Raw genomic sequence first — 23,966 nt, 5'->3', positions numbered from 1 at the left:
TTCAATCTTTCGTCGCCGAAGCGACCATCGGCCGGTCCAATGGGAAAGCATCCTTCGATTTCAGCCGCGGCGCGATCACCGATCGAATGAATTTCGAACTCGTCACGCGCGTGTGGCCGCCGTCCCAATCATACGCCAGATACGCCGGCTTCCAGGGAAGGTTGACCACCCGACGATACGCCTGATCGCTCCCCGGACGCTTCGTCCCGCGCGGCCGCCGGAATCCCACCGCACCGGCAGGCCTCCCTTCGCCGCCGTCCGCATTCACTGTCAACGTGCTGAGGATCGAGTCACGCCGGCTCACCGTGTTGTAAATGCATCCCGAAACCCGCTGCATGATTTTCGTCAGATCGCGCTGCGATGACGCCGATGATGACAAGAGTACGACATTCGATACTTTGACATCAGCCGGCAGTTGCTCAATCGCATTCAACACAACCGCCGTCCCTGCCGACAGCCCGATGAGATGAACGTCCGCTTCGGGATGTTCGCGCAGGTGCTTCTCGATTCTTCGCGTCAGCCCCATTGCGACAGCCGTGCTCCGCGCCGCAATCAGATGGTCCGTGCCCGGGCCCAGCAGCGTACTCCAGCCATACCGCTCAAACCGGCCCGGAAATTTTGCCTGTTTCAGCCCGGATTGAACCTTTCCGCTTCCCGCGTACCAACCGGCACCGTCGCAGTAATACACGATGCTGTTCGACGTGGACTCCGCCGTACAGCCGAACGAAGCGAAAAACGCCATCAACAGGACGATCGGCAGCGCGCGCGGCAGCCGCCGGTCACGAAGTCCGGTTGCCATTGCAGCGCACGACGTCCCGTCGCGTGCGGAGTCGTCAAACACCGCCAGGTTCGGGCACATCCCAGCCCTGATCCTTCTCTTTTTGTTGAATTTCCTCGAGTGAGAGGGCGCCGGGCAGAGCATCCTTCTTTTCCGTGATGTTCTTGCCCGACTTGAAGAGTTCGGCATTCTTCTTCGTCCACTCGGCGTACGGGGCAGGAACCTCGTCCTCGGTGTAGATCGCGTGGATCGGACACTCCGGGACGCACAAGCCGCAATCGATGCATGTATCCGGATCGATTACCAGCATCGCTGGATTCTCGGTCTCCCAGAAGCACTCCACCGGGCAAACGGTGGCGCAGTCTGTATAGCGACAATTCACACAACGTCCGGTGACGACGTGAGTCATGGCCTGATCCTCGTCAAAAGGTTCCTGTGCCGCCTCGCGAAATGGAATGACTGAGCGGTTTGCTCCCCATCTCCCGGGGCGGTCTGCGTTTTATGACACATGCCGCACATTCCGTCAACATGCCCCGGACACCTTTCCCTGCGACGAATCCAGCCGCCATTCCGACTCGCTCAAACGCCGACGGCGCCTTCGTTTTCCATTTTCACTCCGCTGACATAGTATTTCCCCTCGAACAGGCGGCGGAAGCGCCGCTGACCTTTCCTGCTGGAGCGACTGACCGCATGTCACAGATGCCCGACAATTTTCTCGCCATCCCCGCGCCGTACAGCGAGTACAAACGCGCGAAGTACGCCGTGCTCCCGATCCCCTACGACAGTACGGTCAGCTTCCAGGTCGGCACGCGAAACGGACCGAGGGCGATCATCACCTCCAGCCAGCAGGTCGAGCTGTTCGACGAAGAGTACGGACGCGAATTCCTCGATGCCGGAATCGCCACACTCGATCCGATCTTCCCGAACATGGCCGGCCCGGAGCAAATGCACGCCGACATCTATGATGTCGCCAGGAAAATCGTCCGCGACGGCAAAACCCTCATCAGCCTCGGCGGCGAACACTCCATCACCAGCGCGCTCGTTCGCGCCGTGGCATCAAAGCACCGCAAGCTCAGCGTGCTTCAGATCGACGCCCATGCTGATTTGCGCGATGAATACGAAGGCACCCGCTACAGCCATGCAGCCGTCATGCGGCGCGTCCTCGATTTGAAAATCCCGGTCATTCCCGTCGGTATCCGCAACTACAGCCTCGAAGAACATCGTTTCATGCAAAGCCACGACTTCAAGCCCATCTCCGCCCGGGAAACCCGAAACAATCCCGACTGGATCATGCAGGCCGTCGATTCGCTCAGCGAAAGTGTCTACGTCACCATCGACATCGACGGCTTTGATCCCGCCTACGCCCCCGGAACCGGAACACCCGAACCCGGAGGACTCGACTGGTTTCAGGTCAGCGACCTCCTCCGCGCAACGGCCATGGCCAGAAAAATTGTCGCCTGCGACGTTGTCGAGGTGCTGCCCCTGCCGGGAACCGCCCAGACCGAGTTTCTCGCGGCCAAGCTGATCTATAAGCTGATGGCACACATCGAGGGCAATCGCTGACGCCGCTGCGAGCCCGTCACCATTTCTTGAATACAAAGAATCCAGCGGCCGCGATGAGTACGAAACCCACGATGTAGTTCCACTTCATCTCTTCCTTCAGCACAATTACCGAAAAGCCGCAGAAAATGACCAGGGTGATGATCTCCTGAATCGTCTTCAGTTGCGCGGCGTCGAATTGGCCCGGCCCATCGCCGTGCCCCCAGCGATTCGCCGGGACCTGAAGGCAGTATTCAAAAAAAGCGATGCCCCAGCTGATCAAAATCACCTTAATCAGGCCGACATGCTTGAATTTCAGGTGGCCATACCATGCAAAAGTCATGAACAGATTCGACGCGACCAGTAGCAAGATAGACCGCATGCACAGGCCTCCTCCACCCAACCGCATCGACGCGACGCCGACGGACCTGGGACGCGGCGATTAGTTCGCCAAAACGCCCGAGCTTGGCTCCGCGGCAGGAGCTGAGTCTGATGTCTGCTCCTTCCCGGATCGAGGTTCGGTCTCTGCCTCGCTGGAACCCTTACTGGATTTCAGCTTCGAAATCGTCGCCGACATCAGTTTGTACTCTTGGGTCAGTTGTTCCAATTTCTCGCGCAACTCCGCCAATTGCTTATCCGGCTTTTGCTCGCCGCGGATGCGCTTCAGCGTCTCTTCGCCCATGCGACGCAGTCGGCGAGGACCGCCTTTCATCGCCTCTTCGATCGTCGCGGCCAGTCCCGCCGCGCGCGGACCCAGCGTGCCGCAGGCCGCGTAACCGGCTCGCCGCAATTCCATCGGCGTCGACTTGATCGCTTTCTCGACAAGGGACACGACCTCATCCACCGCGTGCTCATCCAGCACATCCCGCGATGCAAGTTGGGCCAGTGCCCGAATCGCCGCGGCCCGGCACGTCATCGGCTTTTCGGGCAGGGACCACGCTTTCAAAGCACCGAATGCGTCCGTGCCCCCGTTTGAACCCATCGCCTCCAGCGCTGCCGCGCGGATCACGTCACGGTCCGAGTCCCGATCCATCGCCACACGAATGATGGCTGCCGAGTCTCCGTCGTGTACCGCCGCATATCCGCGGATGGCAGCCGTCTCGACGCGGTAACTCGGATCGCCGCGTTCAACGAGCGCCGCCAGGGCCGCCGCGACTTTCTCGTCACCCGCGAATTGCCCCAGTGCTTCGACCACCGCGGCCCGAACGCGCGGATGGTCCGTCCCGATGTTCGCAAGAAGTGCGTCACGCGACGACTCACTGCCTTCTTTCCCAAGTCGCTCCGCGATGTCAGCCCGAACCGCCCAGAATGAATCCACCGAAAGCCGCCGAATGAGCAACTTCATGTTCGCACGCCCTCCGGCGTCCGCGAAATGCTCCACTGCGTCCAGTCGCGCCGATGGATTGGCATCCTCCAGTTGCGAAATCCAGATGTTCCGAGGCTGCTCGCGCGCCAGCGTCATCAACACGGCCTGCTCCGGGTCGATGCGAACCTGCTTCGGTTGCCGCTTCAGCGGAACATAAAACGTGGATTGCCGCTCGGTCACCTCGTGCGTCATGCGGTAGGGCGTCTCATCCCCACCGAAACCGAACTCAAACACCAGCGGAAAATGAAATGGATCCTCCTTCTGCGTCTGCTCCACCGTCAGTTTGGCCATCCGGTCCTGTTCCAGCCACCGATACGCGACCTTCACCTCCGGGCTGCCGGCTCGCCCCGTCCAGTCAAGGAAGAATCGCTCGAAACTGCGCCCGGTGACCTCTTCAATTGTCTTCCGCAGGTCCTCGGTGTCGACGGAGCGGTGCGAGAAACGCTCGACGTATGTCTTGATCACCTGCCAGAACAGCCCGTCTCCAAGGCGTCGTCGGATCATGTGGACGACCCACGCGCCTTTCGGATAGGCCCGTGAATCAAACTGTTCATCCGGACTGGTGTAACCTCGCCAGACCACCGGATGCTCGCGGCCTCCGTTGATCGCGCCGCGCGCCTTGTTCCGCATGTTGTAGGAGAATTCCTCTGGCCCGCTGTGATGCTCATCCCACAACGCCTCGAAATAGGATGCGAACCCTTCGTTCAGCCAGATGTGCGCCCAGTCTCGACAGGTCAGCAAATCGCCGAACCACTGGTGCGCGAGTTCGTGGGAGATCAGACCGTCCGGATCGTCGTCCAATATTCGCCGGTCGTCATAAAGGGCCCGTTCGCCAAGCGTCGTAGCGCTGGTGTTCTCCATGCCGCCGCCGAATCCATGACAGCAAACCTGATCGTATTTCGCCCAGGGGAATTTCACGCCGATCTGGTTGCTGAAAAACTCCAGCATCGCCGGCGTGTTACGGAACGATCGTTCGAGCTTCTCCTCGTGCTTCGGGTTCGCATGATACGCGACCGGGATATCGCGCCACGTGTCCGTCCGCGTCGCGAACTCGCCCGCAACCAGCGTAATCAGGTACGAGACATGCGGCTTCGTCTGCGACCAGTGAAAGGTGCGCGTGCCGTCGCTGTTCTCCGTGACGCGCTCCAGTTTTCCGTTGCTGATAACCTGGTAAGGCTCTGCGACTGTGCAAACAACTTCCGAGGTCTGCATCTCGTTCGGATGGTCAAAGCACGGAATCCAGTGCCGATTATCGATCGACTGTCCTTGCGACCAGACCAGGTAAGGCGTCTCCGGCTCTTCCTCCGACGGCGCAAAAAAGTGCAGACCCGACTTCGGATCATCCAGTGTATAGTCAATGAACAGGTCGAGTGACTCGCCGGCCTCCAGCGATCTCTTGAGTTCAACGGTGATCCGCTCGCCGTCGTTTTCAAATACGGCCGGCGCGGACGATTCCCCGCTGAAACGTGCTGCCACCGAGACATCATTGAAGCCGACGGCGTCCAGCGTGATTCGCTCCAGCGGCCGCAACGCATGTCCCTTGATGGTCGCACGTGACCGAACAAACTTTTGCGGAAGTTCCAAGTAGAGATCCAGCTTGATGTGCTCGATGTCGAACGGACGTTCCTTTGCGAATTTCAGTTGTTCGTCGCTCGTATCGGCAAATCCCGGCCGCGCGCCGATCAAGAGAGAGAGAGCCGTTGTGAGAATGAAAACGGTCGATCGCCCGCGAAGACCACGAGACGCAGCGCCCCTTGGCCGGCCGGCGCGGTTCGCTTCGCCTCGATTCACGGAAGCGCCGCAAGCCACGACGCGCAGATGATCCGCATCCAGGCGGATATCAGGTTCAGTTCGCATACCCTTCTCCAGTTTCACTCCGGGAATGAGGCCGCAGTCTCGACACCGGGGTCGTAACCGTTTATCCGGTTCGCGCTGCAAGCCCGATTTCCAACTCGACGCATCGCATCGCCGTGATGCAGTTCGAAATGTGCTCCTCAAGCGGCAGCTCCAGTAGCGCCGCGCCGTTTCGGATGTCTTCACGATTCACCGCCGCCGCGAATTGCGGCGTCTTCAGCTTCTTTTTCACCGACGACGGCTCCATCCCATCAAGCCTCGTCGGCCGAACCAGTGCGACCGCATAAATGAAGCCGCATAGCTCATCCACTGCGCTCAGCGCCTTCCGAATCGGCCGATCGAGCGGATACGAATCATGATTCCACTCCGCATGCGATAGGATCGCCCCGACAATCTCATCGTCCACGTTCATCTCGCGGAGAATCCGCGCGCCCTCTCGCGTGTGAGACGGTGGATCGGGCCATCGCTCATAATCGAAGTCGTGCAGCAGTCCGGTCACACCCCATTGCTCGACATCGCCGCCGAGCCGGCGCGCGTAGTGCCGCATGGCGGCCTCAACCGAAAGCATGTGCTGCCGAAGCGCAACGGATCCGACATACTCGCAGACTAGTTCCCATGCCGCCTCGCGTTTCAAGCTCGATTCTCCTCGCGCCTTTCGGACACCGCCGCCGAATTGGAATTCAACTCGGCCGGCTGCATCGCACTGGTGTCGTTCATTGAGGGTGTGTCATTCGCGTGGCACAATAACCCTCGTCGCGACGGGGCGGGCTCTGCGCCGCCGCTTCACCCCCGATTCGCCGACTTCGTGTTTTCTTGCGTTGATTCGATGCCTCCGCTCGGGAATCGCTTGGCGGCGTGGATCAAGTCCGCCGATTATAGCGTCGGGCGGCGGGATTCCCGTTTGTTGGTGTGGATTTTAACGTTCGGCGGCATAAACGGTTGCGTATTTTGCCGGCTTCGGCGTTGAACCTCTTCTCGTGCCTCACTAATTAGTTTAAAAAAATCGGCCAAGGCCGCTTGACACCTACAATCCTGACGGTACATTACGCTGCTCGCCTGTGAGGGATGGAAACATCGTTGCGGGCGGCTTCGGGTGGCCTGACGGCCGCTTGAAGAGTGTTCTTTGACAAGTGAACAGAGATCGCCACGGGAATGTGAGGCACCGGTCGAGTCTGCTATTCGACCGGTTGTCGATCCAGAAGTCGACCGATTCATTCGGTCGCAAATGGGTGAGTCGGCAGTCGTTATAGGCGGCCGACGCTCAAACATTCTCGTAGCAGACGAGCGTTTGAGCCAATAGGCGTGCTCGGCTTCGGCCGGGTCACGCTGTCAATTCGCAGGACATCTGTCTCGCTTCGGCGAGGCGGGTTCAACGAATAATAATTAAAGAGTTTGATCCTGGCTCAGAACGAACGCTGGAGGCGTGGTTAAGACATGCAAGTCGCACGGTACGTTGTAGCAATATGGCGTATAGTGGCGGACGGGTGAGTAATAAATAGCTAACGTACCTCGGTCTTGGGGATACCGCCGGGAGCAATCCCTTTGCGAAAGTGGTGTTAATACCCAATGACGTCCTCGGGAGGCATCTCCTGGGAATCAAAGGTGGGGACCTTCGGGCCTACCGGACTGAGAGCGGGCTATTTCCTATCAGCTAGTTGGTGAGGTAATGGCTCACCAAGGCTTTGACGGGTAGCCGGACTGAGAGGTTGTACGGCCACATCGGGACTGAGACACTGCCCGGACATCTACGGATGGCTGCAGTAACGAATATTCCGCAATGGGCGCAAGCCTGACGGAGCGACGCCTCGTGGAGGATGAATTCCCTCGGGATGTAAACTCCTTTTAGGTTTAGGAAAGCAAGGGTGGCTAATACCCATCTGCGTTGATCCAGACCAGAAAAAGCCTCGGCTAACTCTGTGCCAGCAGCCGCGGTAATACAGAGGAGGCAAGCGTTGTTCGGAATCACTGGGCTTAAAGCGCGTGTAGGCGGTCTGGCAAGTACTTTGTGAAATGCCTGGGCTTAACCTGGGAAATGCTTGGTATACTGTCGGACTTGAGGCGGATAGGGGTGCTTGGAACTCTAGGTGGAGCGGTGAAATGTGTAGATATCTAGGGGAACGCCAGAGGCGAAAGCGGAGCACTGGGTCCGGCCTGACGCTGAGACGCGAAAGCGTAGGGAGCAAACGGGATTAGATACCCCGGTAGTCTACGCCGTAAACGATGCGCACTAGACTTCTATACCTCTGACGGTCTGGGAGTCGAAAGAAAACCGATAAGTGCGCCGCCTGGGGAGTACGGCCGCAAGGCTAAAACTCAAAGGAATTGACGGGGGCTCACACAAGCGGTGGAGGATGTGGCTTAATTCGAAGCAACGCGAAGAACCTTACCCGGGTTTGACATGCTAGGATTAGCTCTATGAAAGTAGAGTAACGCGGCTTGCCGTGGAACTAGCACAGGTGCTGCATGGCTGTCGTCAGCTCGTGTCGTGAGATGTTAGGTTAAGTCCTTGAACGAGCGAAACCCTTATCGTTAGTTGCCAGCGGGTCATGCCGGGCACTTTAGCGAGACTGCCGGTGTTAAACCGGAGGAAGGTGGGGACGACGTCAAGTCATCATGGCCTTTATGTCCGGGGTTGCACACGTCCTACAATGGGATGGTACAGAGCGATGCAAGACCGCGAGGTGGAGCAAATCGCACAAAACATCCCTCAGTTCGGATTGCAGGCTGCAACTCGCCTGCATGAAGCTGGAATCGCTAGTAATCGCGCATCAGCAATGGCGCGGTGAATATGTTCCTGAGCCTTGTACACACCGCCCGTCAAGTCATGGAAGCTGGTAGTACCCGAAGTCCGCTTAGCTAACCGCAAGGAGGCGGCGGCCGACGGTAAGACCGGTGACTGGGACTAAGTCGTAACAAGGTAGCCGTAGGGGAACCTGCGGCTGGATCACCTCCTTTCTAGGGGATACCTAGACGAGCTTCCGCCGACACTCTTCGGAGTGACGGCCCCGGCTCGATTATGGTCAGCACAATCTCGAATCGTCGGCTTCGGCCGGCAGTTGGAGGTGCCGGAAACGGTCCTCCTGGCGATCTCTGTTTCTTGATATAGGAAAGCCCGTCGTGCGCGCTAGCGCTCGACGGGCTTTTTCTTTTTCCTTCCTCAGCGCATCCCCGCTCGCCACAGGGATCACGCCGCCAGAAAATCCTTCTGCAGTCGTTCCCGAAGTTTCGACAAGGCGCGATTCTGAATCTGCCTGACGCGCTCTTTTGTCACGCCGATCAGCATGCCGACTTCCTCCAGCGTTTGCGGCCCGTCCCCGGGCGCGCCTTCCACGCGGGCCAGTGCGAACCGGGCTTGAAGAACCTTTACCTCGACCTCGTTCAGCGAGGCCGAGTTGTCCGCGAGAATCCCGCGCAGTTCATCCAGGCATCCCGATTCGACGTTATCGTGCTGCTGCTCCGCGAAGTCGCTGCGCTCCAGCGTAGGATCGAATTCAACTGGAAATCGCCCGCGATATCGACCGATCTTCATCGCCACTCGGCTGAAGCTCTTCAGAATCGCCCGGCAACCATAGGTACTGAACTTGAAGCCCCGCCCGCAGTCGAATTTGTCCACGCTCCGCAGCAGTGCCATGTTCCCTTCGCTCACCAACTCTGCGTAATCGAGATTGCCTAGGCGCGTTCGCTTGGCCATCGCCAGCACCAGCGGCATGTTGGCCTTGACGATCTCGCCGCGGATGGCCTCGACCTTCGTCTGCCACCAGATGAGTTCCTGCGCGGCCTGTTCGCTCAATCGCTTGCCGGCAAACCGGCTGAGAATCTTGCCCATCCGAAATCGGGCATAGTTCAACTGAAGAAACAGCTTCTTCTCTTCTTTGGCAGTCAGCGTAATCGGGGCGGCCAGCGACGTGTCAAACGACGGGGCGGTCGGATCGACCGCGTTGCACCACGGTCGGGCCGAAACTTCGCCGGCAAACTCGTCACTAAAGAGCTCCTTGCCGGCGCCGGCCTTCTCAAAGCTCGGGTGATGGATGTACTCGAACGGCCGCGTGAGCAGCCGGTGAAGTCGCGCTCGAGCAGTCGCGTCGAGCGTCTTCTGCACCGATTCCACCGGCGCAAGGGCCGTCGGAATCCTCGGGTCAACACTACCCTCAACACGGGTCGCGCCACCTTCGTTCATCATGTCGCTAACTCCTTGCAGCCTCCAGGGGCCGCATGGCTTGGCAACAACTTATCAGGGCTGGGAGAGCAGACCGCGCGGCGCACGAAGCACCGAACACGCGATCAACCGCGTCCGTCCTGTTGCCGATGGACGATGAAGTCGAGTTTTCTACTTGGCCGACGAGGGGGCAGCCGCTCTGTTGCCCTTTGCCGACCGGCTGGACTCCCTTCCGGGAGCCGAGTGCGGGGGGGAGTGGGTCTTTTTCACTACTACCACGCTAAACATACCCCAGAAATTGGGGCAGGCAAATCCTAGATGAAAAAAACAATCGATGAAGAAGGGTTTTTGGGGATGATCATCCCGTAAACGCATTAATGGAAACAGGTTAGGGGTCAAGCGTTTCGTGTAGAATTTCTTCAGCGACAAAAACGCCCGATAGTGGATTTGGCCGTATCTGTGCCATATCACACCATTTTTCGGATGTTGCGCTCTATTCCCCGGATTACCCAGTCTGCCCGAGACCCTGACAATCAGTTTTTGCGACTCCCTCAGACTGCGGCACCGCTTTTTCGAGGATTCAGGTACCGGCTCAACAGCTCGCACGTCGATTCGGCGAAAATGGAGTCCTTGCCGAATCCCGGCACGCCGCCGGCGGCGACCGCCCGGGCCTGGGCCTCAGCGAAATTGCTGATCATCATCATCGGCGTGGCGGCCAGCGAAGGTTCGACCTTGGCTCGCCGCAGCAGCTCAATCCCCTCACTGCCGTCATCAAAAATCAGCCGGTTGAACATCACAAGGTCGTAGGAACGCTTGCGCAACTTCTCAATCGCCTCGTCGACAAACATCACGCGATCAATTTCCACGTCGAAGTGTTTCAAAAGCATCTTTCGTATCATGCCGTGGTCGGGGTCGCAGTTTCCGACATCCAGCACAGACGAGTTTGCATTTCCCATTTTCTGCTCCCCATCGTCCGCCGCCACTTCCGTGCGCGGTCGAATTGCCTCGATCTGTGGGTCGCGATAGAGTCCGCCGAGTCCGAGGTTTCGCCATTATAGCGATCTGCCCGATTCGCCGAGCGGTACATCCATGCGACTCTCAACACGCTCTCAACAACTGACGCCTTCCGCCACGCTCGCAGTCGCCAACAAGGCGGCTGAACTGCGCCGCGCCGGCAAGGACATCATCGGTTTTGGCGCGGGTGAGCCCGATTTTCCAACGCCGCAGCATATCAAGGACGCGTGCAAAATCGCCCTCGACGCCGGCCACACCACCTACGCGAAGCCGACGCACGGAATACCCGAGGCACGCGCGGCCGTGTGCCACAAGTTCAAGGTTGACAACGCCCTGTCCTACGACCCCGATCAGGTCATTGTGACCGTCGGCGGCAAGGAAGCGCTCTACCTCGCCTGCCTTGCACTGATCGAGCCCGGCGACGAGGTGATTCTGCCGGTGCCTTACTGGGTTTCGTTTCCGGAGCAGATCAAGCTCTGCGGCGGAAAAGTCGTCGCCTTGCGGGGTGACGAGTCAAACGACATGCGCCTCACACCCGACGCCATCGCGGCGGCGGTCACGCCCAGGACGCGGGTGCTGATTTTCAACAGCCCCTCCAATCCCGGCGGATTCGCCTATTCCCCCGAGGAGACGCGTGCGATCGCAAGCGCCCTTTCAGGACGCGACATCATCGTTTTCAGCGATGAAATGTACGACAAGCTGCGATTCGGCGATCGACGCGAGCATCTCAGCTTCGCGGCGATCAACGAAGAGTGGTATCAGAAGACGATCACTTTCAACGCGGCCAGCAAGACCCACAGCATGACCGGCTGGCGCGTTGGCTATGCCGCGGGGCCTCGGCCGATTATCAAGGCCATGTGCAATCTGCAGAGCCATACCACCAGCGGCACCCCGACATTCGTGCAGCGCGCCCTCGTCGAAGCACTGACCGGCGACCAGTCTCACGTGGAGACCATGCGGCAGGCCTTTGACGAACGGGGCCAGCACATGTGGCGACGGCTCAACGCGCTGCGCGGCGTCTCATGCGTGCGGCCCAGCGGCGCCTTCTACTGCTTTCCCAACGTCTCCGGCGCGTACGCCGCGCTCGGCGTCGCGAACTCGGGCGAGTTCTGCGATGCCATGCTCGACAAGGCCAATGTCGCGCTGGTGCCGGGCGACGCCTTCGGAAGCGAAATGCACGTCCGTCTGTCATTTGCAAACGGCATGGATCACATCAACAACGGCCTTGACCGACTCGAGGCGGTGCTCGGGACCAGGTGACACCGTCATCCGCGCCGCCCGACCGATCTCGTCCGGCGTCGAATCCCCTGCAGGCCGAATTCCTGGCGATGCTCGAATGCGAATGCTTGAATTTGGAGCCCGATCGCCTCGGACGGATTCCTGGTGAATTTCGACGAGCGTCCGGGAAATCGCCGATCCTGCCCGGTATGATCTGATAAATTCGACGTCGAAACGAACACCTGGGTTGAAAGTGAGGGCCGGAATGTCGACCGGATTCGATCAACATCGGGCGGCGCCATGTCGATCGTGCGCGTGGTACATCCGAATGCCTGCGAAGTTCGGTGTCTTCCTCGTTGTACTTTTTTTCGTGCTCTTTCCCGATCCGCGCCTGTTCATTCGCCAGATCGAGCGAGTCCGGAATCTTGAACAGATGGTCACGCCGGATGCGCCCGAATTGATGCCGCTCGAGGCGGCCGTGCGGGCGACTCTGTACGAGCGCCACGAATATGAAAGTGCATTAAAGAATGATAAGTCGACCGGCCAAACGCCGCGCACTTTCAGCCAGAAGTCCGTCCTGGCTGCTTTCGATGGAAAGATTCCTGCGGATTTTTCAAACGACGTGGTGCAGAACTCGACAGCCCGGCCGGTTCGGTTCCTGCACGACCTTTCGGCTTTCGCGCCCAGGGTGGTTCAGCAGGTGGTGGAAAACCTCGTATATCGCGAAGTGCGATATCAATGGGACTGGGAGGTCTGGGGAGTCGCGGACTACATGCCGACCGTTGCCGAAATGTTCGAGCAGGCGCGAAAGGCGCCGGACGGCGTGCTGCGGGAAGACTGTGATGGCCGTGCCGTCATGGCGGCATCCCTGATGCGCCGCCTGGGGTACAAGTCTGAACTGGTGACGGACCTGAAGCATGTATGGGTGATGACACCGCAGGGCGAGTTCATGGGGCCGGGCGGAAGAAAGGCGGTGAGATCGACTCCGGAAGGAAATCGGACCGATCTGGGAACAGCCTTGTTGAATATTCCCATCGCGATGAGTTTTGGCGTCATGGTGTTTCCGCTGTCGCGCGAGCTGATCCTGGTGGCAACGGCGCTGCTGTTGCTGCTTCACCGGCGGATGAGTTGGCGTGCCGCTGCGATCGGCGGATTGCTCCTGTTTCAGGGGCTGTTTTTCATGCGATTTCGTTACATTATTCCCAGTGAATCAGCTGAGGCGGAAAGCAGTCTCCCCTCGTGGATCGGGTTCGGCCATATACTGGGAGGGCTGATCTTTCTACTCCGCGCATCCTGCATCGCTCGCCGCCGGGCAACAGCGGCGCAATGAAAAGGCCCGACGCTCGATGCATCGGGCCGTGTAGCCTGTCCCAGCGGCTGTAAATAGACTTCTGTCTAAGTGTCAGCCTGCCGTCTCTTCGGCCTTCTGCGCCGGGGGCTTGTTTCGGCCGCGAAGCTCGTCCATTTCCTTCTTCGCTTCGGCCCACATCTTGTAGGCTTCCGGGCGATTTCCTCGGCGATACTCCTGGCCGGCGAGCTTTCGCTTTCGTTTGATGTCCTTGCTCTTTCTCATGAATTCGCTGCTCCTAATCAGGCCGATCGATGCATGGATTCGACCGCAATATGGGTGAATTTCCGATCAACGCGGCGGTTTCTCGCCGCCGCAAGATGCGAAAGTATAACGGAAATTGCGATGATGCGGCGTACCCGAAAGAGAAAGTTCCCGTCGAGTCGGCATGCAGTGGTGGGGCGGTCCGGCGGGCTCGCCTGTAATTCGTTACAGGCCCGAATGTTGCGAAATGCTAAAATCACGCAAAGATTCTTGAAAAATGGCTGTTGACACGGACCGGTGGCTTGCTAAATTACCTTGCTCTGACGAGTTGATCCAACGTCAGTCGTTTAGCGACTGGCGTGAGACATGCGGAGGTATCTGCTGACTCGAAGGATTGGCAATTCGGCGAGATTAACGGCATAGCCGCGAATCGGAGGCATTCGATCGAATCGAATAGCCACCGGCGGTTGCCGGTGGTTTTTTTGTCGCCGCGTCGGATGCGATTGGTCGCACGGCGGAGTCGATTGGCCGGCTGAGGATGAATCCGCTCGCCGTCGGAAACGACAGGTTGGCACGGCTGGCGAAATGGTCAGTGGTGCGGCGAGATTGGGCTCGTAGCTCAGTTGGTTAGAGCGCGTCGCTGATAACGACGAGGTCGTAGGTTCGACTCCTACCGGGCCCATTGGTGGCGATCAGGTCGCCGCGAGTGCTCGATGTCGAATTGGGGCGTACTGGCTCTGGCTGGCGCTCTCGTCGTCTTGTTGCTTATCAGGCTGCGGGGCGGTGGGTGAGGTCCCAGGTGTGGCGGCTGAGCGTGGCTCGGCTGAGATCACGGCAGGTAGGCTCGAAAGAGCTCGGGGCCGTAGCTCAATTGGGAGAGCACTAGCTTTGCAAGCTAGGGGTTGCCGGTTCGATCCCGGTCGGCTCCATCGGGAGTGGGTTGGCAGTAGTCGGTTGACAGCTTTGCGATGTGTAGAGCTGTCAACCGAATGCTGAGGACTCCGGTCCCGGGATTCTGCTGCTCTTTGACAACCGAATAGATGTGGGATGTGATTCAGATCACAAGAACCGATTAAATTGTTCAGTTTGCCGAGATCGGGTTGCGAGAAGTTTTCGTGACCCGTCGAAGTGAATTGAGCGCCGATAAACGGCGTTTGGTTGCGTTGAGAGTGTTGCCGTCCTGGTGTGGTTCAGCTACTGGCCGAAAGGTGAGGAGTTGTTCCGTGCTGGTGCCGGCAGTGATTCATCAATGTGATCAAGCTCGTAAGAGTGCATGGTGGATGCCTTGGCGTCCAGAGGCGATGAAAGACGTGACAGCCTGCGAAAAGCTCCGGGGAGCTGGCAAATAAGCGTTAATCCGGAGATCTCTGAATGGGGAAACCCCATGTCGCTTAACAGGCGGCATGACCGGCGTATGAATGTATAGTACGTCGGAGCTAACTCAGGGAACTGAAACATCTAAGTACCTGAAGGAAGAGAAATCAACCGAGACTCCGTCAGTAGCGGCGAGCGAACGCGGATCTAGCCCAAACCGGTCTTCGGGCCGGGGTTGCGGGCGCCTCGAGGAGTTACAAAAGCGCAATCAGCGGAACGGTCTGGAAAGGCCGGCGACACAGGGTGACAGCCCCGTACGCGACGATTGATGCTCTCCTTTGAGAGGCGTTCCAGAGTAGCACGAGTGCCGTGAAACCTCGTGTGAACCCGGGGGGCCCACCCTCCAAGGCTAAGTACTACTGGACGACCGATAGTGAACAAGTATGGCGACTGAAAGGTGAAAAGAACCGCAATAAGCGGAGCTAATAGAACCTGAAACCATGCATTTACAAGCAGTGGAAGACCTATGGCCTCTGGCCCAGGTCGACCGCGTACCTTTTGCATAATGGACCGGCGAGTTAGTCCTACGTGGCAAGGCTAAGCCGCTTGAGCGGTGGAGCCGTAGCGAAAGCGAGTCTGATAAGGGCGATAAGTCGCGTGGGCTAGACCCGAAACTGAGTGATCTACCCATGGGCAGAATGAAGCATCCGTAACAGGATGCGGAGGTTCGAAGCCGTGAACGTTGAAAAGTTCTGGCATGACCTGTGGGGAGGAGTAAAAGTCTAATCAAACTCAGAGATATCTGGTTCTCCCCGAAAATGCTCTAGGGCATGCCTCAGGCCATTGCGTCATGGGGGTAGAGCTACTGAATGGATCGCGGGGTCTACCCGACTACCGCCTCCAATCAAACTCCGAATACCATGTCGTGTACCCTGGGAGAAAGTCCACCGGTGATAACGTCTGTGGACAAAAGGGAAACAACCCGGACCGCCAGCTAAGGCCCCCAATGACATCTAAGTGCATAAGGAAGTTGGGTTTCCGAGACAGCGGGGATGTTGGCTTAGAAGCAGCCACCATTTAAAAAGTGCGTAATAGCTTACCCGTCGAGAAATCCGGCACCGATAATGAACGGGACTAAGATGTCAGCCGAAGCTGCGGCTGTATCGAGACGCGAGTCTTTATACGGGGTAGGGGAGCGCTGTTAGTGCAGACACAAGGCGTACCGCAAGGAGCGCTGTAGGGCCTAACAGGTGAGTATGCCGGTTTAAGTAACGAGAAAGAGGGTGAAAATCCCTCTCGCCGTAAGCCTAAGGTTTCCTGGGGAAGGGAGATCCACCCAGGGTTAGTCGGCCCCTAAGGCGAGGCCGAAAGGCGTAGCTGATGGACAGCAGGTTAATATTCCTGCACTCCGCGTGGAGATCTCATATTCGTGCGTTTCTTCAAGATACAGCCCATTACTAGATTAGGGCTCCCGAAAGGGCGAGGCCGATTTGTTGCTGAAGTGTGTGGAGAAGGAACCGAGAAAAGCGAGTATGTGCAATACGCGGAACCGTACTAAAACTGACACAGGTAGGCGAGGAGAGTATCCTCAGGCGCTCGAGAGAACGGTCCTTAAGGAACTAGGCAAATTAACCCCGTAACTCCGGGAAAAGGGGTCCCTCCATTTTAGCAATATCATGGAGGGCGCAGAGAATCGGGAGCGGCGACTGTTTATCAAAAACACAGGTCTCTGCTAACTCGCAAGAGGATGTATAGAGACTGACGCCTGCTCGGTGCGGGAATGTTAAGGAAGGCGGTCAAGGGGTTCGCCCCTGAAGCTGGCGACCGAAGCACCCGTAAACGGCGGCCCTAACTATGAGGGTCCTAAGGTAGCGAAATTCCTTGTCGGGTAAGTTCCGACGCGCATGAATGGCGAAACGACTGCTCCACTGTCTCGAGGACCGACTCGGTGAAATAGGACTTGTGGTGAAGATACCACATACCCGCGGCAAGACGGAAAGACCCCGTGAACCTTTACTGTATCCTGATATTGGAGCCGGTTAACACATGCGTAGGATAGGTGGGAGGCTTTGATCCGCCGGTTTCGGCCGGCGGGGAGCCGTCGTTGAAATACCACCCTTGTATTATTCGTCTCCTCACTCTGACCCGTGAATCCGGGCAGAGGACAGTGTTAGGTGGGCAGTTTGACTGGGGCGGTCTCCTCCTAAAAAGTACCGGAGGAGCACAAAGGTCGGCTCAGCACGGTTGGCAATCGTGCGCAGAGTGTAAGGGTATAAGCCGGCTTAACTGTGAGTTATACAAAACGAACAGATGCGAAAGCAGGTCCTAGTGATCCGGTAGTCCCGTGTGGAAGGGCTATCGCTCAACGGATAAAAGGTACTCCGGGGATAACAGGCTGATGACCACCGAGCGTCCATAGCGGCGTGGTCGTTTGGCACCTCGATGTCGGCCCATCGCATCCTGGGGCTGAAGGCGGTCCCAAGGGTTTGGCTGTTCGCCAATTAAAGCGGTACGCGAGCTGGGTTCAGACCGGCGTGAGCCAGGTCGGTCCCTATCTGCCGTGGGCGTACGAAACGTGACAGGAGACAACCTTAGTACGAGAGGATTGGGTTGTAGGCACCTCTAGTGCACCTGTTGTCCCGCTAGGGGCAGCGCAGGGTAGCCACGTGCCGAAAGGATAAACGCTGAATGCATCTAAGCGTGAAGCCCCCCTGAAGATAGCGTTTCGAGCTTCGCAAGAACGAGAGACCCCTTGTAGACGACAAGGTTGATAGGCCAGATGTGTAAGGTCCGTGAAGGCCTTAGCTGACTGGTACTAACGGTCGAATGCTTGATCGCATTGATGAATTGCTGATCAACACCCCGCGCTCGCCCATCCGGGCGGCGCGGTCAACAACGTCCAAACTTCGTTTGTCGGGTCGGTGACTTGCCGATTTGATCCTCCCACATCTATTCTTAATATTTTGCGCCTGCGAGGGCGATCTGGCTTTGCTGGTACCCACCATGGTGTGTGCCTCACCGCCCGAGGGCGGTGCCCAAGTAGTGTCACGCTCTCGCAGTCGCGTACAGGTTTGTTGCGGCGGGTCGAAGGATCCGTCGCAGCTGTGCCGGTGCCCATACTAGAGGGGTAACACCTGATCCCTTTCCGAACTCAGTAGTGAAGACCTCTGGGCCGATGGTAGTCCTAAAGGGCGAGAGTAGGTTAGTGCCGGCTTTTTCGAGGCCCGGCGATCGCGAGATTGCCGGGCCTCGCCTTTTTCTAGCGCCCTAACTTTCGTGAACTTCCGGCTCCAATTGTAGGCCTCGACTCCCTCCCCCCGAATCCGGAATTCAGCCGTCAGGCGTGCGCCATCTCCCGGTCATCTACGTTCTGTTCGCGGCGGTTGCCGTTACGCTGATTGTTGGTCCCACCGCTCGTATTCGATTGACCTTGGCCGACCTGGGCCCGGTTGCCTAGAGCGTTTTTGGGTCGGCCGTCGCGGTCCGCGCGTCTGCTGGCATAGGGTTTAAGGCTTGCGATCAGGCCTCGACAGACTTCGAACGCTTCCTCGTCGCTCAGATAGAAGAACTCCTCGAACAATTCCGAATCACCGCAGCCGGTGTTGGCGCTGTAGTCGCCGACGCTGAGCCTGAACAGCTTTCGCGGCGTGCGCTCGCCAAACGTTTCGTTGACCAGTGCTTCGAGCTGCTCGCGCGGATTCGGCGTGTTGCGATCGTTGTTCGCTGGCATGATGATTCTCCAGGTTGGGTGATTGAAATTGGGAGCGACCGGCCGCGCATGCGGTTGCGGTCATGATCCAGACCTCGCTAGCCGTGGACTTCGGATTAAGAGGTAAGATAGATTTCCCCGCGAAGCAAGCAGCGAGTGATAATCAGGCCGAAACGTCGGCAAAGCGGAGTGTCCTGAAATGATCTCCATGCGACATGAGCGATTGAGCCAGGCGATGGTCCAAGCCGGGCTGGATGCGTTGTTCATCAGCAATCCGAAGAATGTCCTCTATCTGTCAGGCTTTCATGCGACGATGCCGGGCGAAGTACAGTCCGTCGGCGATCCGGAAGCATTCGTGCTGGCCTATCGTGGCGAAATTCACCTGCTTTGCGATGGCCGATACATCGCCGGTGCGGGCGAACTGAACGGCATCACTCCGCATCGAATCGAATCGCCGACCACCCCGAAGATCATCGCGGACGAATTGCTGAGAATTCTCGGTCCCGCGACGAAGGTGCTGGGTTATGAGCCGGACGCATTGATTCATAGTGATGCCGTCGCCCTTCTGGCGTGCCTCGGGACGCTCGAGTGTCGACCGGCCGGCGACATCATGACGGGCCTGCGAATGATCAAGACGGCACAGGAAATCGCCGAACTTCGCCAGGCACAGGCAATCACAGGTGCCTGTTTCGAGCATGTTGCCGGGCGGATTCGCGTGGGGATGTCGGAACGCGACGTCGCGTTCGAAATTGATACCTATCTACGAAAGCACAGCGAGGGCAACAGCTTCAGTCCGATCGTGGCATTCGGCGAGACCAGCGCTCGACCGCATTATTCGCCGAATTCGAATCGCAAGCTGGAATCGGGTCACCTGGTGCTGCTCGATTTCGGCGCAGTGCACCACGGCTATTGCGGCGATTTGACGCGAATGTTGGTCATGGGCAAGGCCTCCTCCCGGCATCGCGAGGTATATGACCTTGTCTTAAAAGCACAATTGCGCTGCCTGGCTGGCATTAAGCCCGGCATGTCATGGCAGGACATTGATGCACTGTGTCGGGACTATTTCCGCGACCACGGCTGCGCGGATGCGTTCATGCACGGCACCGGACACGGCGTCGGGCTGGCAATTCATGAGCCGCCGCGCTTGAAACAGACGTTCCAGGAAAAGATCGCGCCGGGAATGGTTTTCACGATCGAGCCGGGTTTGTACTTCGTGGGCTGGGGCGGTGTGCGGATCGAGGATATGGTGGTTGCCACACAAACCGGAATCGAAAATCTGACCACGACATCCAAGGAACTGCTTGAAGTGGTTTGAAGTGGAGGGAGCAACTCGTTTCGCGTGTGCGAGCGGGTTGCAGGTGGTACTTTCAAGAATTTTCCGGAGACAGATCCGATGACGAGTTGTAATCGCGGAATCGGCCGAATTTGGAGTCGCCGAAGCCTGCTCTGCATTGTTTGGACGATATCGGTCGGCGCGGGCTGCGCGAACCAGGGCGGCGCCGGCATTCAGGTCGGGCGGATTGACTCCGCGGCGGAACTGAAAGCGAAGATGGACGCGGGAAATCTTCTGGTAATCCATGCGTTGAATGCCGAGCATTTCGCCAAGGGACACATCCCGGGCGCGAAGAACATCGACATTCAGGACATGACCGTGAGCAGCTTGCCGGCGGACAAGGCGCAGCCGATGGTGTTCTACTGCGGCAGCGTCCATTGTCCGGTCGGGCACGATGCAGCTCAGAAGGCGGCATCGTGGGGATATTCACATGTTTGGTACTACGCCGGAGGGATCGCGGATTGGCGCGCTTCCGGAATGCAGGTCGCGACCGGAACCGAGTGACGCGCAATGCGTCCTCGAAACTGACTCACCGCCGGGGGGGCGCTTTGCGCTCGGACTCGCGAAGAGATTGCCCCTCATCCATTCCGAGAATCCGATCGAGTCGGTTGCGGTTCTCCGGACTGGTCATGCACCAGATCACCCGCCCGATTGGCGAAAATGCGGCCAGAGGCCGCCCTTCATCATCAAGGGCATTGAGCACACCGGCATCCAGGGCAGTTCGGCCCGGGTTCTTTTCTCTCACTTCGCGGTAGGTGGCGATCGCGCTGAAAACGAAATCAGCGTAATCGTCCTCGCGGGATTTGAGGCATGAGAATGTCAGAATAGCGGCACTCTCGAAGCGATCGTCGCGATGGTAGGCCGCGCCGAAACAGCGGGCCGCTTCGCGCGTCTGGCCCGCCCGAAGTCGAACCGCCCCCAGCAGGTACCAGGCTGTTGCATTATTGGGTTCCGCCTCGACGATGGCTTTCAGCCGGTTCATCCGTTCGGGCGGCGGCGTTTCGCGCCATGCTGTCAGTGCATCGGTCGACTTGGATTGGGTTCGGATGGGCATCGACTTGCGAGTTTCTTATCGGGTTGACGCAAACAGATCAGACGACTGTGAAATTTATCAAATATCGGGCGTTGTAGGGCAACCGTTTCACGGCGTCAATTTTCTCGGCGTCGCGATGAACTCTGGATGCACGTGCAATTTCGCCCGATCACCCCGCGGGCGCTGTCAGAAATTCGTTCACGATTTCCGCGCTCAACTAAGCGGGCATTGCTATTCTGTCGATGAATTGTCGGATTAATCAGGCTCGGCTGAATTAGTCGAGCGGCCTTCGCAGGATGACGGCGGCTCCATGTCGTCGGACTGCGGACGTCGGCGTCCATCGACTCGATTGATGCCGGAAAGGTGGTTACCGGACAACTGCGATGAAGACTTTCGACGATTTAGGAACAGGCGAGAAGTCGGCGTTGGTAAGCGAACTTTCGAACGACGCCGACATGATCGAACTAGTTGAGTTTTTTATCGCCGAACTTCCCAAGAGGGTCGGCGCGATGTCCGAGGCGCTTGCGGCGCGCGATTGGGCGACGCTGGCCCGAGTCGCACATCAACTCAAGGGTGCGGCCGGCGGATACGGATTTCCCGCCATTACAGATGCGGCGGGAGCGCTCGAGGAATCGATCAAGGCGTCGGAGTCGATTGATCGGTTGGCAGGGCATCTGCGGCAGGTCGCTGATTTGTGTGAGCGGGCTCGGGCAAGGAATTGACGGGGTCAGGGGGCGAAGATGAGCGCGCCGTTGGAAAACAAGGACCGTCCTCGCGCGAAGAAGCTGCTGATCGTCGACGACGATCCGCTGCAGCTTGCGCTGATGACGAAATACCTGGGTGATACCGAGTTTCAGATTCTCACCGCGGCCGACGGCTCCGAAGCGCTTCGCATTGTCTTGAGCGAAGAGCCCCGAATCATTATCACCGATTGGTTCATGCCGGAAATGAACGGCCTCGATCTCTGTCGCGCGTTGCGCCAGCATGAAGGTGTTCGTTTTGCTTATATTGTGGTGACGACCAGTCAGGGGGGCGATGACAAGGTGGTCGAGGCGTTGAACTCGGGCGCCGACGATTTCGTTCGAAAGCCGATCAAGCCGACGGAACTGATCGCCAGGCTCAGAGCCGCCGATCGCATCGTCTCTGCGGAATCCGATCTGGCAAAACGCACGCGAGAGGTTCACCGGATCAACGCGGAGATGGCGCTGACCCATCAGAAGCTGAAGCACGCGAACGATCAGCTTCGGCGGATGGCGACGACGGATGAATTGACGGGGCTTCTGAATCGCCGAGAGGCCATCAGCCGGCTTGAGCAGCTCTGGGCGGCTTACGAACGTTACGATCAGGAGTTTGCCTGTATCACGCTGGATATCGATTTCTTCAAGCGATTCAACGACAGTCACGGCCACGCAGCGGGCGACCTGGTGCTGCGCGCGGTCGCACAGGTCCTGCGAAAGTGCTGCCGAAAGTCCGATCTGGTTTGTCGCGTCGGTGGCGAGGAATTTTTGATTCTCTGCCCGGGCGTCGGAGCCAAGGGCGCGATGGTCTGCGCTGAACACCTTCGCAAAGCGGTCGAATCAGCGGCCGTGGAATACGAAGGCACGCCTTTGATGGTCACGATCAGCATCGGCGTCTCCGCGGCGAGTCATCGATACGGCAGCCCCGATGAACTGATGAAGGCGGCCGACGGGGCGTTGTATCAATCGAAAGCTGCCGGAAGAAATCGCGTGACTCTCGCGCCGGACCCGGACGGTGTTTCGGTTCAGGCGGCGTCGCCCGAAACGGATGCAATGGCCCCGGTGCAAACGGCGCCGCAGACGCCTCTCGTCACCCCGAATGACACGCGAGGGGACGGCCGCAATCCGGATCCCCGGAAGGTCACTCCGGCCCTGACCAAGCCGGTTTAATCAGCAACGAAATAGCATCCTTCCGATGGCGGTTTGACTTGGCGCGGCCCTCGTCCGCGCGCATATTCAGCAGTGTGCTTCGCGACTACACATCCTGCCTGAAACGGATTGCACCGGCCGCAAATCGTGCGGAGTCGATGCAGACTTTCGTCGATGTCGTCTGGGATGAATTGCGCTCCACTCACATTTCGTGGATCGGTTTCTACCTGCCGGGCGATGCTCATTCCTTGGTGCTCGGTCCGCGCCGCGACAAGCCGGCCTGTTCGCCGATTGGTCTGCACGGCGCCTGCGGCCAGGCATTTCTCAATCGGCGGATCATGGTGGTCAAGGATGTCGCCGAACTGGGCGAGGGCTATATCGCCTGCGATCCGCGTGACCGCAGCGAAATCGTCATTCCGCTGTTTGAGGCCGATGGAAGCGTCTGGGGCGTGCTGGACGTTGACAGCCACGAGTTGTCCGCATTCTCCGAGGAGGACTCGGCCGGTTTCACCCAGTTGTTGTTGAAGGCTGGTCTGACGAGCGAAATCGAGTGATCTGCTAGCGGTCGTGCATGACGAGATAGCCCGCATCATGCCAGGCGCGATAGCCGCCGTCCATTGATTGCACTGCGGTATAGCCCATCTTCTTCAGATTGTCGGCCACGAGCGCCGATCGATATCCTCCGCCGCAATAAAGCACGATGGGCGCGCCCAGGTCCGGGATCGTCTGTTCGATATCTCGTTCGATCGTGCCCTTGCTGAGATGGATCGCGCCGGGAAGATGGCCCGCTTCGAATTCGTAAGCCTCTCTCACGTCAATGAGGTGAAAAATCTCTCTCGCATCAATTCGAGCCTTCACTGCGTCGATGTGGGTTTCGTCGATACGCGAGCGGGCTTCGTCGACAAGCTTCAGGAATAACGGAGCGTGTTTGCCCATGTTCAGATTCCCGGTGATCGGCGCAGAGCAAACGCGCTCGCGGACTGAATGAAGTCTGAATTGAAGAAGGGTGAACGACGGGATTCGAACCCGCGACCCCTAGGATCACAACCTAGTGCTCTAACCAACTGAGCTACGCTCACCATGATGTTTGCCGGCGCCGGCAAAACGGACTTGGCCGCTTCCGCATCCCCGGTTCGGGACGTCGCAGTTGCCAACGCACGCCGGATTGCAACCGAACGCCGAAGAAAAATCATTCTACGCGATGATTCGCGGAC

General features: G+C 58.4%; 19 protein-coding genes, 3 tRNA genes and 3 rRNA genes. 13 read left to right on the top strand and 12 right to left on the bottom strand.

Features of this window, described 5'->3' with window-relative positions:
* Nucleotide 1: 1 nt before the first annotated feature.
* Together KF841_04705 and KF841_04700 are read right to left on the bottom strand one after the other, a co-directional pair.
* Nucleotides 2–859, bottom strand: a complete 858-nt coding sequence (locus KF841_04705) for a hypothetical protein (GenBank protein MBX3394644.1) — start codon at nucleotides 857–859, stop codon at nucleotides 2–4.
* The gene (locus tag KF841_04700) at nucleotides 834–1,187 is read right to left on the bottom strand and encodes a ferredoxin family protein (protein MBX3394643.1); all 354 of its coding nucleotides are present in this window, start codon (nucleotides 1,185–1,187) and stop codon (nucleotides 834–836) included. Before KF841_04700 ends, KF841_04705 begins: the two co-directional genes overlap by 26 nt.
* A 281-nt stretch (nucleotides 1,188–1,468) precedes the next feature.
* Here KF841_04700 and speB point away from each other — a divergent pair, with 281 nt between their 5' ends.
* Nucleotides 1,469–2,341 (top strand): agmatinase, encoded by an 873-nt coding sequence (gene speB, locus KF841_04695; GenBank protein ID MBX3394642.1) that lies wholly within the window; start codon nucleotides 1,469–1,471, stop codon nucleotides 2,339–2,341.
* 16 nt (nucleotides 2,342–2,357) lie between these two features.
* Here the strand turns inward: speB and KF841_04690 are convergent, their stop codons facing one another.
* The 3 genes from KF841_04690 to KF841_04680 form a co-directional block, all read right to left on the bottom strand.
* Nucleotides 2,358–2,699, bottom strand: a complete 342-nt coding sequence (locus tag KF841_04690; protein MBX3394641.1) for a DMT family protein — start codon at nucleotides 2,697–2,699, stop codon at nucleotides 2,358–2,360.
* Between the two features lie 60 nt (nucleotides 2,700–2,759).
* The gene (locus KF841_04685) at nucleotides 2,760–5,540 is read right to left on the bottom strand and encodes a HEAT repeat domain-containing protein (protein ID MBX3394640.1); all 2,781 of its coding nucleotides are present in this window, start codon (nucleotides 5,538–5,540) and stop codon (nucleotides 2,760–2,762) included.
* A gap of 61 nt (nucleotides 5,541–5,601) precedes the next feature.
* Nucleotides 5,602–6,105 (bottom strand): HDIG domain-containing protein, encoded by a 504-nt coding sequence (locus tag KF841_04680; GenBank protein ID MBX3394639.1) that lies wholly within the window; start codon nucleotides 6,103–6,105, stop codon nucleotides 5,602–5,604.
* An 812-nt stretch (nucleotides 6,106–6,917) separates the two neighbouring features.
* Here KF841_04680 and KF841_04675 point away from each other — a divergent pair.
* Nucleotides 6,918–8,492, top strand: a 16S ribosomal RNA gene (locus KF841_04675).
* Between the two features lie 229 nt (nucleotides 8,493–8,721).
* Here KF841_04675 and KF841_04670 read toward each other — a convergent pair.
* Both KF841_04670 and KF841_04665 read right to left on the bottom strand, forming a co-directional pair.
* The gene (locus KF841_04670) at nucleotides 8,722–9,717 is read right to left on the bottom strand and encodes a sigma-70 family RNA polymerase sigma factor (GenBank protein ID MBX3394638.1); all 996 of its coding nucleotides are present in this window, start codon (nucleotides 9,715–9,717) and stop codon (nucleotides 8,722–8,724) included.
* 527 nt (nucleotides 9,718–10,244) lie between these two features.
* The gene (locus KF841_04665) at nucleotides 10,245–10,649 is read right to left on the bottom strand and encodes a response regulator (GenBank protein ID MBX3394637.1); all 405 of its coding nucleotides are present in this window, start codon (nucleotides 10,647–10,649) and stop codon (nucleotides 10,245–10,247) included.
* A gap of 133 nt (nucleotides 10,650–10,782) precedes the next feature.
* Here KF841_04665 and KF841_04660 point away from each other — a divergent pair, with 133 nt between their 5' ends.
* The gene (locus tag KF841_04660; GenBank protein MBX3394636.1) at nucleotides 10,783–11,967 is read left to right on the top strand and encodes a pyridoxal phosphate-dependent aminotransferase; all 1,185 of its coding nucleotides are present in this window, start codon (nucleotides 10,783–10,785) and stop codon (nucleotides 11,965–11,967) included.
* Nucleotides 11,968–12,253: 286 nt separating this feature from the next.
* Nucleotides 12,254–13,255 (top strand): hypothetical protein, encoded by a 1,002-nt coding sequence (locus KF841_04655; protein ID MBX3394635.1) that lies wholly within the window; start codon nucleotides 12,254–12,256, stop codon nucleotides 13,253–13,255.
* 72 nt (nucleotides 13,256–13,327) lie between these two features.
* Here the strand turns inward: KF841_04655 and KF841_04650 are convergent, their stop codons facing one another.
* Nucleotides 13,328–13,498 (bottom strand): hypothetical protein, encoded by a 171-nt coding sequence (locus KF841_04650; protein ID MBX3394634.1) that lies wholly within the window; start codon nucleotides 13,496–13,498, stop codon nucleotides 13,328–13,330.
* 587 nt (nucleotides 13,499–14,085) lie between these two features.
* Here KF841_04650 and KF841_04645 point away from each other — a divergent pair.
* The 4 genes from KF841_04645 to rrf all read left to right on the top strand — a co-directional run bounded on the left by KF841_04645 (nucleotide 14,086) and on the right by rrf (nucleotide 18,005).
* Nucleotides 14,086–14,159 (top strand) — tRNA-Ile (locus KF841_04645).
* A gap of 174 nt (nucleotides 14,160–14,333) precedes the next feature.
* Nucleotides 14,334–14,406: transfer RNA gene (locus tag KF841_04640), tRNA-Ala, on the top strand.
* Between the two features lie 324 nt (nucleotides 14,407–14,730).
* A 23S ribosomal RNA gene (locus tag KF841_04635) occupies nucleotides 14,731–17,629 on the top strand.
* 268 nt (nucleotides 17,630–17,897) lie between these two features.
* Nucleotides 17,898–18,005: ribosomal RNA gene (gene rrf / locus KF841_04630) — 5S ribosomal RNA — on the top strand.
* A gap of 123 nt (nucleotides 18,006–18,128) precedes the next feature.
* On the opposite strand, the gene KF841_04625 is transcribed toward rrf, so the two are convergent.
* Nucleotides 18,129–18,521 carry a hypothetical protein gene (locus tag KF841_04625; GenBank protein MBX3394633.1) on the bottom strand — a complete coding sequence of 131 codons (393 nt, stop codon included), beginning with the start codon at nucleotides 18,519–18,521 and terminating at the stop codon, nucleotides 18,129–18,131.
* 178 nt (nucleotides 18,522–18,699) lie between these two features.
* Here KF841_04625 and KF841_04620 point away from each other — a divergent pair, with 178 nt between their 5' ends.
* Both KF841_04620 and KF841_04615 read left to right on the top strand, forming a co-directional pair.
* The gene (locus KF841_04620) at nucleotides 18,700–19,815 is read left to right on the top strand and encodes an aminopeptidase P family protein (protein MBX3394632.1); all 1,116 of its coding nucleotides are present in this window, start codon (nucleotides 18,700–18,702) and stop codon (nucleotides 19,813–19,815) included.
* 78 nt (nucleotides 19,816–19,893) lie between these two features.
* Nucleotides 19,894–20,337: a rhodanese-like domain-containing protein gene (locus KF841_04615; GenBank protein MBX3394631.1), complete on the top strand. Its 444-nt coding sequence runs from the start codon at nucleotides 19,894–19,896 to the stop codon at nucleotides 20,335–20,337.
* Nucleotides 20,338–20,362: 25 nt separating this feature from the next.
* Here KF841_04615 and KF841_04610 read toward each other — a convergent pair whose 3' ends face one another.
* Nucleotides 20,363–20,887 carry a hypothetical protein gene (locus tag KF841_04610; GenBank protein MBX3394630.1) on the bottom strand — a complete coding sequence of 175 codons (525 nt, stop codon included), beginning with the start codon at nucleotides 20,885–20,887 and terminating at the stop codon, nucleotides 20,363–20,365.
* 362 nt (nucleotides 20,888–21,249) lie between these two features.
* Here KF841_04610 and KF841_04605 point away from each other — a divergent pair, with 362 nt between their 5' ends.
* From KF841_04605 to KF841_04595, 3 genes are read left to right on the top strand one after another with little or no spacing between them, the layout of a single operon-like run.
* On the top strand, nucleotides 21,250–21,588 hold the full coding sequence (locus tag KF841_04605; protein MBX3394629.1) for an Hpt domain-containing protein: 339 nt from the start codon (nucleotides 21,250–21,252) through the stop codon (nucleotides 21,586–21,588).
* 18 nt (nucleotides 21,589–21,606) lie between these two features.
* Nucleotides 21,607–22,773 (top strand): diguanylate cyclase, encoded by a 1,167-nt coding sequence (locus KF841_04600; GenBank protein MBX3394628.1) that lies wholly within the window; start codon nucleotides 21,607–21,609, stop codon nucleotides 22,771–22,773.
* A gap of 38 nt (nucleotides 22,774–22,811) precedes the next feature.
* The gene (locus KF841_04595; protein ID MBX3394627.1) at nucleotides 22,812–23,306 is read left to right on the top strand and encodes a GAF domain-containing protein; all 495 of its coding nucleotides are present in this window, start codon (nucleotides 22,812–22,814) and stop codon (nucleotides 23,304–23,306) included.
* 4 nt (nucleotides 23,307–23,310) lie between these two features.
* On the opposite strand, the gene KF841_04590 is transcribed toward KF841_04595, so the two are convergent.
* Together KF841_04590 and KF841_04585 are read right to left on the bottom strand one after the other, a co-directional pair.
* Entirely contained in the window at nucleotides 23,311–23,688 is a 378-nt protein-coding gene (locus KF841_04590; GenBank protein MBX3394626.1) for a sulfurtransferase, read from the bottom strand.
* 69 nt (nucleotides 23,689–23,757) lie between these two features.
* Nucleotides 23,758–23,831, bottom strand: a tRNA-His gene (locus KF841_04585).
* Nucleotides 23,832–23,966: the final 135 nt, after the last annotated feature.

The organism is Phycisphaerae bacterium, assembly GCA_019636475.1.
GTDB lineage: Bacteria > Planctomycetota > Phycisphaerae > UBA1845 > UTPLA1 > JADJRI01.
Note: the sequence above shows the minus strand (reverse complement) of the source record. Positions and strands in the feature narration are given on the sequence as shown.